General features: G+C 74.2%; 4 protein-coding genes and 1 pseudogene. All 5 read left to right on the forward strand.

Annotation, left to right across the window (positions count from 1 at the left end; translation table 11 throughout):
* Window positions 1-288: pseudogene (locus ACZ7RU_RS35850) on the forward strand (hypothetical protein); the annotation flags it as partial.
* Window positions 289-352: 64 nt separating this feature from the next.
* Window positions 353-1219 (forward strand): pyridoxal-phosphate dependent enzyme, encoded by an 867-nt coding sequence (locus ACZ7RU_RS35855; RefSeq protein ID WP_470345193.1) that lies wholly within the window; start codon window positions 353-355, stop codon window positions 1217-1219.
* A gap of 112 nt (window positions 1220-1331) precedes the next feature.
* The gene (sbnB, locus tag ACZ7RU_RS35860; protein WP_470345194.1) at window positions 1332-2330 is read left to right on the forward strand and encodes a 2,3-diaminopropionate biosynthesis protein SbnB; all 999 of its coding nucleotides are present in this window, start codon (window positions 1332-1334) and stop codon (window positions 2328-2330) included.
* A 274-nt stretch (window positions 2331-2604) separates the two neighbouring features.
* Window positions 2605-2817, forward strand: a complete 213-nt coding sequence (locus tag ACZ7RU_RS35865; RefSeq protein ID WP_470345195.1) for an MbtH family protein — start codon at window positions 2605-2607, stop codon at window positions 2815-2817.
* 106 nt (window positions 2818-2923) lie between these two features.
* Complete coding sequence (locus ACZ7RU_RS35870; RefSeq protein ID WP_470345196.1) at window positions 2924-7918, forward strand: amino acid adenylation domain-containing protein; 4995 nt, start codon at window positions 2924-2926, stop codon at window positions 7916-7918.
* The last annotated feature ends 1 nt before the right edge of the window (window position 7919 follow it).

Below are 7919 nucleotides of genomic sequence, written 5' to 3' on the forward strand. Positions count from 1 at the left end.
TCCCTCGCCGGCACCGCACGCACCCAGATCATCAAGATCGCCGCAGCCGAATCAGCCATCGCCGTCATCGTCGGCACCCTCCTCGCCGCCACCGCCACCACCCTCGCCGCACTCACCCAACACCTCTCACTCGACCGACTCACCACCAACCCGACCACCGTGATCCCCTGGACCCAGATCAGCGAGACCATCGCACTCTGCGCCCTCGTCACCCTGGCCACCGCAGCACAAGCAACCACACGCGCAACCCGCCAACGAGCAATCGAAGCCGCAGGCATCCGCGAATAAGACACGACCGGCCGACACGCACGCGAACCGCGGACGGCCACCGGAGAGGACGGGGTGAACTCCCATGGGGCTCAGCGCAGGGATTCTGGACACGATCGGCAACACCGCCCTGATACGGCTGGTGCGCGTCGACGACGGCTTCCCCGGGCAGCTCTTCGCCAAGTTGGAGGGCTTCAACCCGACCGGCAGCGTGGAGGACCGCTCCGCCGTCGCCGCGGTGGACGAACTGCTCCGGCGCGGCGAGATGGTCGCGGGCTCGACCCTGGTGGCCGAAACCGGCTCCGTCGACTTCGCGGTCAGCCTGGCCCAGGCCTGCCGTAGCCGCAGGATCGAGTTGGTCTGCGTCGCCAGCCCTGCGGTCCGTTCGGCCGTCGGCGGGCTGCTGCGGGCCTACGGCGCCCAGGTCGAGGTGCCGGACGGCGACGCCGCGGACGAGTCGGCGCGGGAGGCCGCCGCCCGCGAGCTCGCGGCGCGGATCGGCGGGTACTGGCCCGGACCGCACAGCGCGCTGCGCCGTGCCCAGTCCGACCCGGGCGCGGCACGCGAGATCCTCGAAGGCGTCGACGGCCCGCCTGACCTGGTGATCTGCGCCGCGGACAGCCCGGCGGTCCTGCGCGGCTGCGCCGAGCGGATCCGGTTGTCGGGCCTGGCCACCGAGCTGGTCGCGGTCCACCTGGTCGCCGAGGCCGATGATCCGATGCCGCCGGATCCGGGTGTCGAAGGGGTGCGCCACCGGCTCCGGATCGACCGGGCGACGGCTGTTCGGGCCTGCCGGCGCCTGGTCGAGCGGGAGGCGATCCTCGCCGGGCCGCGCTCCGGGGCGGCCCTGGCAGCCTTCGAGCAGCTCGCCGGCGGGCTGGCGCCCGACGCCAAGGTCGTCGTGGTCTTCCCGGACAAGGGCCAGCGCTACCTGGACTCGATCTACTCCTGACCGCCGCCGGCTCCCGGAGGGGTGCGTCCAGGAGCCGGGACCGCCCGGGCCGGAGCCGTACCCGTCGTAACATCCGGACCCCGTTCCCGGGGTTCCCGACAGAAGGAACGTCATGCTGATCCTGCGAAACTCCGAGGTTCGCGAGATCCTCGCCACCCACCGCGACCTGGTCGTCGAGGCGGTCGGCGACACCTACCGCAGGCACGACGAGGGTCTGACCACGGTGCCGCACTCGATCTTCCTCCGCTTCCCGGACATGCCCAGAGACCGCATCATCGGCTTGCCCGCCTATGTGCGCGGCGGCGAGGAGCCCTCGTCGATGGGGATGAAGTGGATCGCCTCCTTCCCGGGCAACGTCGCGCGCGGGATCGACCGGGCCAGCGCCGTCATCGTGCTCAACGACCCGGAGACCGGTCGGCCGACGGCGCTGATCGAGGGCTCCGAGATCTCGGCGCACCGCACCGCCGCCAGCGCGGCGATCGGTGCCCGGGCGCTGTCGGTGGAGGCCGAGCCCGAGGAACTCGCCCTGATCGGCTGCGGCCCGATCAACCGTCAGGTGCTGTACTACCTGCGCGACGCCTTCCCGAGCCTGAGCCGGCTGCGGCTGTTCGACCTCGACCGCGAGCGGGCCGGGCAGTTCGGCGAGGAGGCCGCGCGGCGGTACGGTCTGGCGGTGACGATCGGCGACTCGGTGGCCGAGACGATCGCGGACCAGCGCCTGATCGCCCTCGCCACCACCGCGCCCGCGCCCCACCTCGACCTCGGGCCGGCGGCCAAGGACGCGACCGTCCTGCACGTCTCGCTGCGCGACCTGCACGTGGAGGAGATCCTCGCCGCGCAGAACGTGGTGGACGACGCCGACCACGTCTCCCGTGAGCAGACCTCGGTGCACCTGGCCGAACAGGCCAGCGGCAACCGGGACTTCATCGACGCCGAGATCGGTGCGATCCTGCGCGACCCGGCCGCGTTCCGGCGCGACCCGGCCCGCCGGGCGATCTACTCGCCGTTCGGTCTCGGCAGCCTCGACATCGCGCTCGCCGACCGCATCCGCGGCCTCGCGCAGGCGGCCTCCCTGGGCGTCGTCGTCGACGGCTTCCTGCCGGGCGAGTAACCCTCCCGCAGTCGGTTCCCGCCGGTCCCGTGGCCCCCTCGGCCGCGGGGCCGGCGTCGTCGTTCACGGGCCGGTGCGGGGCCCGTACGGTGCCGGGCGGCCCGAGGCCAGGCGAAGTATAGAACGCGGTATAGACGTCGCGCCGAGGATCTCCTTCGACGGGGAAGGCGCGTACCGCGGGGTGCCGTGGGGCGCCCCGATCCGCGTTTCCCGTCCCTCACCGATCGTCCGTCGGCCGGCATGCCCGCCAGCCGACCGTTCGTCAGGAGTACCGATGGAAGAGCAGACCGACCTCCGCCGCTACCGCGTCGTCCTCAACGACGAGGAGCAGTACTCGATCTGGTGGGCCGACCGCGACCTGCCCGCCGGCTGGCGGGCCGAGGGTACCGAGGGTTCCAAGGACGAGTGCCTGGCCCACATCGACCAGGTCTGGACGGACATGCGCCCGGCCAGCCTGCGTCGCCGCATGGAGACCGCGGCCAGCTGAGGGTGTCCGGTGGATCGGACGGGCCCCGTCCCGCCCGAACCACCCGACACGCCCTCAGTCCACCCCTCCGCCGCCACCGCGTAGTCCCCGATCAGGAGTGTCCACGATGAACCCGCCAGTGCCGAGCGACGAGGCCGCCCTGCTCGCGCAGCTCGTGGCCCAGCAGGCCGACCTGACGCCGCACACGGTCGCGGTGACGGACGGCACGAGCTCCCTCGGCTACGCCGAGCTCGACGCCCGGGCCAACCGGCTGGCCCACCACCTGCTGGAGGCCGGGGTCACCCCGGACACCGTGGTGGGGGTCCGCCTGCCCCGGAGCGTCGAGCTCGTCGTCGCGCTGCTGGGTGTCTGGCGGGCCGGCGGCGGCTACCTGCCGCTCACTCCGGACCTGCCGGCGGCCCGGCTGGCCCGGCTGGTCGGCGACAGCGGGGCCGGCCTGGTGATCACCGACGCCGCCTCGGCGCAGGCCGTCCGGGAGGCGGGCGCCAGCCCGATCGTCCTCGACGGCTCGGCCGAGTGGCTCGACGCCCTGCCGGTGACGGCCCCCGAGGTGCGGCCGGCGGCGGAGCACCTCGCCTACGTCATCTACACCTCCGGCTCGACCGGTGAGCCCAAGGGTGTCGCGATCACCCACGGCGGCATCGCCAACCGGGTCCGCTGGGTCGTGCGCGAGTGCGGGCTGACCGAGCGGGACACGGTGCTGCAGAAGACCGCGATCACCTTCGACGCCCACTGCTGGGAGGTGTTCGCCCCGCTGATCAGCGGTGGCACCGTCGCCCTGGCGCCGGTGGGCGTGGAGGCCGACCCGGCCGCCATGCTGCGGGCCGTCGCGGACCGCCGCGCCACCGTGCTGCAGGTCGTGCCGTCGGTGCTCCGGCTGCTGCTGGAGGAGGACGGCTGGGAGCGCTGCGACGCGCTGCGGCTGCTGTTCTCCGCGGGTGAGCCGCTGACCAGGGAGCTGGTCTCCGCGGTGCGGGGCAAGGCGCGCGGGGTCCAGGTGTGGAACACCTACGGCCCGACCGAGTGCTCCATCGACGTCACGGCGCACCGGGTCGACCCCGAGGCGCTCGCCGGGCCGGTGCCGATCGGCCGGCCCATCACCGGCATGCGGGTCCTGGTCGTGGACGCCGCCGACCGCCCGCTCGGCCCCGGCCGGGCCGGCGAGCTGCTGGCCGGCGGTGTCGGCCTGGCCCGCGGCTACCTCGGCCGCCCGGCGATGACCGCCGAGCGCTTCGTCCCCGACCCGTTCGCCGGCGACGGCTCCCGGCTCTACCGGACCGGGGACCGGGTGCGCTGGCGCAACGACGGGGTCCTGGAGTACCTGGGCCGGATCGACGACCAGCTCAAGATCAACGGCGTGCGCGTCGAGCCCGCCGAGATCGAGGCCGCGCTGCTCGCCCACCCGTCGGTGCTGATGACCGCGGTGGTCGGGTACGAGACCTCGAACGGCGACAAGCGACTCGCCGCGCACTACGTCCTGCGCCCGGACGCGCCGAGGGCCGGCTCAGCCGAGCTGCGCCGCTTCCTGGCCGGGGTGCTCGCCCCGGCGATGGTCCCGGGCAGCTTCGTCGAGCACGCCGCGCTCCCGCTCGGGCCGACCGGCAAGATCGACCGCAAGGCCCTGGCGGTGCCCGCCGCCGGCTCGGGCGGTGTGCGGCGCGCCCCGGCGACGGAGGCCGAGCAGCTGGTCGCCGGAGCCTGGCGCACCGTGCTGGGCGCCGACGAGGTCGGCCTCGACGACGACTTCTTCGACCTCGGCGGCACCTCCCTGCAGCTGACCCGCCTGGTGACCCGGCTGCGCGACCTGTCCGGGTCCGCGATCGCCCTGCGCGGGCTGTTCGGCGCCACCACCGTCGCGGCGCAGGCCGAGCTGCTGGGCGCGGCCGCGGAGCCGGGCCCGAAGCCCGTCGACCGTGGCCGGCCGCTGCCGCTGTCGCCCGGCCAGCAGCGCATCTGGTTCTCCGAGCGGCTGCGCTCGGGCGTCGGCGAGTGGGTGTCCGGGCTCGTCCTGCCGGTGCCGGCCGACGCCGGGGTGCCGGCGGTCCAGCGCGCGCTCGACCTGCTGGTCGAGCGGCACGAGGCGCTGCGCAGCCGCTTCCCCGAGATCGACGGTGTCCCGGTCCAGATCGTCGACCCGCCGGCCGCCGTCGGGCTGCGGGTGGTGCGCGGCGGCGCCGAGGCGGTGCCCGGCGTGCTGCGCACCGAGCAGCAGGAGGGCTTCGACCTCGCGACCGGCCCGCTGCTGCGCGCGGTGCTGGTCGAGGACGGGACCGACCGCACGCTGTGCCTGCTGATCCACCACATCGCCTCCGACGGCTGGTCGACCGGCATCCTCGAGCGCGAGTTCACCGAGCTCCTCGGGGCGCTCGCCGCCGGCCGCACGCCCGAGCTGCCGGCCCTGCCGATCCAGTACGGCGACTACGCGGTCTGGCAGCAGGAAGCCGCCAAGGACCCCCGGACCGAGCGTGAACTCGACCACTGGGCTCAGGAGTTGGACGGCATCACGGCGCTGCGCCTGCCCACCGACCGGCCGCGTCCGGCGGTCCGCGACGCCCGCGGCTCGATCGTCCCGCTGGAGATCGACGCCGAGCGGAGCGAGGCCCTGGACCGGCTGGCCCGCAAGGTCGGCGCCACCAGGTTCACCGTGCTGCTCACCGCCTTCGCCGCCCTGCTCGGACGGCACGGCGGAAGCTGGGACCTGCCGATCGGCACGCCCGTCGCGGGCCGTGAGTTCCCGCAGACCGAGGGCGTGGTCGGCTTCTTCCTCAACAGCCTGGTGCTGCGCGCCCGCCTGGAGCCGGAGCTGTCCTTCACGGAGGCCACGGACCGGCTCGGACGGACCGTCAAGAGCGCGCTCGAGCACCAGTCGCTGCCCTTCGACCGGCTGGTCGAGCGGCTCGCGCCCGAGCGCGACCTCTCCCGCACCCCGATCTTCCAGGCCGCCTTCGACTACCACGACGCCGACTTCAACGCCCTGATCGCCGAGGACGCGCCGGTCGAGTCGCTCGCCGAGATGTGGCACGCCACCCACACCGACCTGACCCTGATCCTGCGCCTGCGCTCCGACGGCTCGCTGGTCGGCGGCCTGGAGTACGCGACCGCGCTGTTCGACCAGGCGACCGTGCGCCGGATGACCGAGCACCTGCTGCGGATCGTCGAGGTCGCCGCGACCGCGCCGCACCTCGCGCTGGCCGAGCTGCCGCTGCTCTCGGAGGCCGAGTCCCGGACCGTGGCCGACTGGGGCACCGGCGAGGCCGTGGATGAGGTGGCGCCGGCCTCGGTGCCCGCCCTGGTGGCCCGGCGCGCCGCGGAGACCCCGGACGCGGTCGCGCTGGTCGGCGAGGACGCCGTCTGGACCTACGCCCGGCTGGACGACTACGCGGGACGGCTGGCGGCCCGACTGCGCGCGGCCGGCGTCGGCGCCGAGGACGTGGTCGTCGTCGCCATGGACCGGGGGCCGCGGCTGATCGCGGCTCTGCTGGCGGTCTGGAAGGCGGCCGGCGCCTACCTGCCGGTCGATCCGACCTTCCCGGCCGACCGCGTCGCCCGGATGGCGGAGGCCGCCGGAGCCCGGACGCTGCTCACCGACAGGCCGAACGGCGAGCGGTTCGCCGCCGCCTCGGACTCCTGGACGGTGCTGGACGTCGACCGCGAGCAGGCGGTGATCGAGGGCTGCGAGCCGCTCGCCCAGGCCTCGGACGACCTCGACCGGCTCGCCTACCTCATCTTCACCTCGGGCTCGACCGGCCGCCCGAAGGGTGTCGCGGTCACCCACCGCGGCCTGGCCAACCACGTCCGGTGGGCCGCGCGCACCCTCGTCGCGGCCGCGCCCGGCGGTGGCGCGCTGTTCTCCTCGATCGCCTTCGACCTGGTGGTGCCGAACGTCTGGGCGCCGCTGACCACGGGTGAGCGGGTCTGGCTGCAGGCCCAGGACGGCGACCTCTACGAGCTCGGCGACCACCTGGCCAAGGCCGGTCCGTTCGGCTTCCTCAAGCTGACGCCGAGCCACCTGCAGGTGCTCACCGACCGGCTCGGTCCCGAGCGCTGCGCCGAACTGGTGGGCGAGCACGGCCTGATCGTCGCGGCGGGCGAGCGGTTGCCCGCAGCGCTGGCCCGCCCCTGGGCCGCCGCCCTCGGCGACGGCCGGCTGATCAACGAGTACGGCCCCACCGAGACCTCCGTCGGCACCTGCGTGTTCCCGGTGGACAATCCGGTACTCGGCGACGAGGTGCCGATCGGCCGACCGCTGCCCGGCATGGTCATGCGGGTGCTCGACGAGCGGATGCGGCCGGTCCCGGTCGGAGTGGTCGGCGAACTCCACGTCGGTGGCACCGGGGTGGGGCGCGGCTACCACGGCCGGCCCGGCCTGACCGCCGAACGCTTCCTGCCCGACCCGCTCGGCGCCCCCGGAACCCGCCTCTACCGCACCGGTGACCTGGTGCGCTGGACGGTGCACGGCCAGGTGGAGTTCGTCGGCAGGATCGACGAACAGGTCAAGATCCGCGGCTTCCGGGTCGAGCCCGGCGAGGCCCGCTCGGTGCTGCTGGAGCACCCGGCGGTGCGGGACGCGGCCGTGGTCCCGGTGCCGAGGCCCTCCGGCGAGCTCCAACTCGCCGCGTACTGCGTGCTCGCCGACCCGGCGCAGCCGGCCCCCGCCGACGCGGAGCTGGCGGCGCACTGTGCGCGGGCGCTGCCCGACTACATGGTTCCGGCCTCCTTCACGGTGCTCGACCGGATCCCGCTCAACGCGAACGGCAAGCTCGACCGCTCGGCCCTGCCCGAGCCCGAAGCCAAGGCCACGGCCAGTGCCCCCACCGGCCCGCGCGACCTCGGCGAGCAACTGGTCTTCGAGATCTGGCAGGACCTGCTGGGCGGGCCGGTCGGGATCGAGGAGAACTTCTTCCAGGCCGGCGGCAGCTCGATCCTCGCGATCCAGCTGGTGGCCCGGCTGCGTGAGGCCTTCCAGCTCCAGATCGGGGTGCGCAACGTCTTCGAGGCGCCCACGATCGCCGAAATGGCCCGGTTGATCGAAGACATGATCCGCCAGGACGACGCCGCGCAGGGCGCGGGCCCGGACTCCCAGAAGGGACACAACGCGTGAA

Source organism: Kitasatospora sp. NPDC114501 (assembly GCF_055633695.1).

Bases quoted from the DNA above. Each gene is read 5' to 3' on its own strand.
- ACZ7RU_RS35865 (WP_470345195.1), top strand. From the start codon at position 2,605: ATGGAAGAGCAGACCGACCTCCGCCGCTACCGCGTCGTCCTCAACGAC.
- ACZ7RU_RS35855 (WP_470345193.1), top strand. From the start codon at position 353: ATGGGGCTCAGCGCAGGGATTCTGGACACGATCGGCAACACCGCCCTG.
- ACZ7RU_RS35870 (WP_470345196.1), top strand. From the start codon at position 2,924: ATGAACCCGCCAGTGCCGAGCGACGAGGCCGCCCTGCTCGCGCAGCTC.
- sbnB (WP_470345194.1), top strand. From the start codon at position 1,332: ATGCTGATCCTGCGAAACTCCGAGGTTCGCGAGATCCTCGCCACCCAC.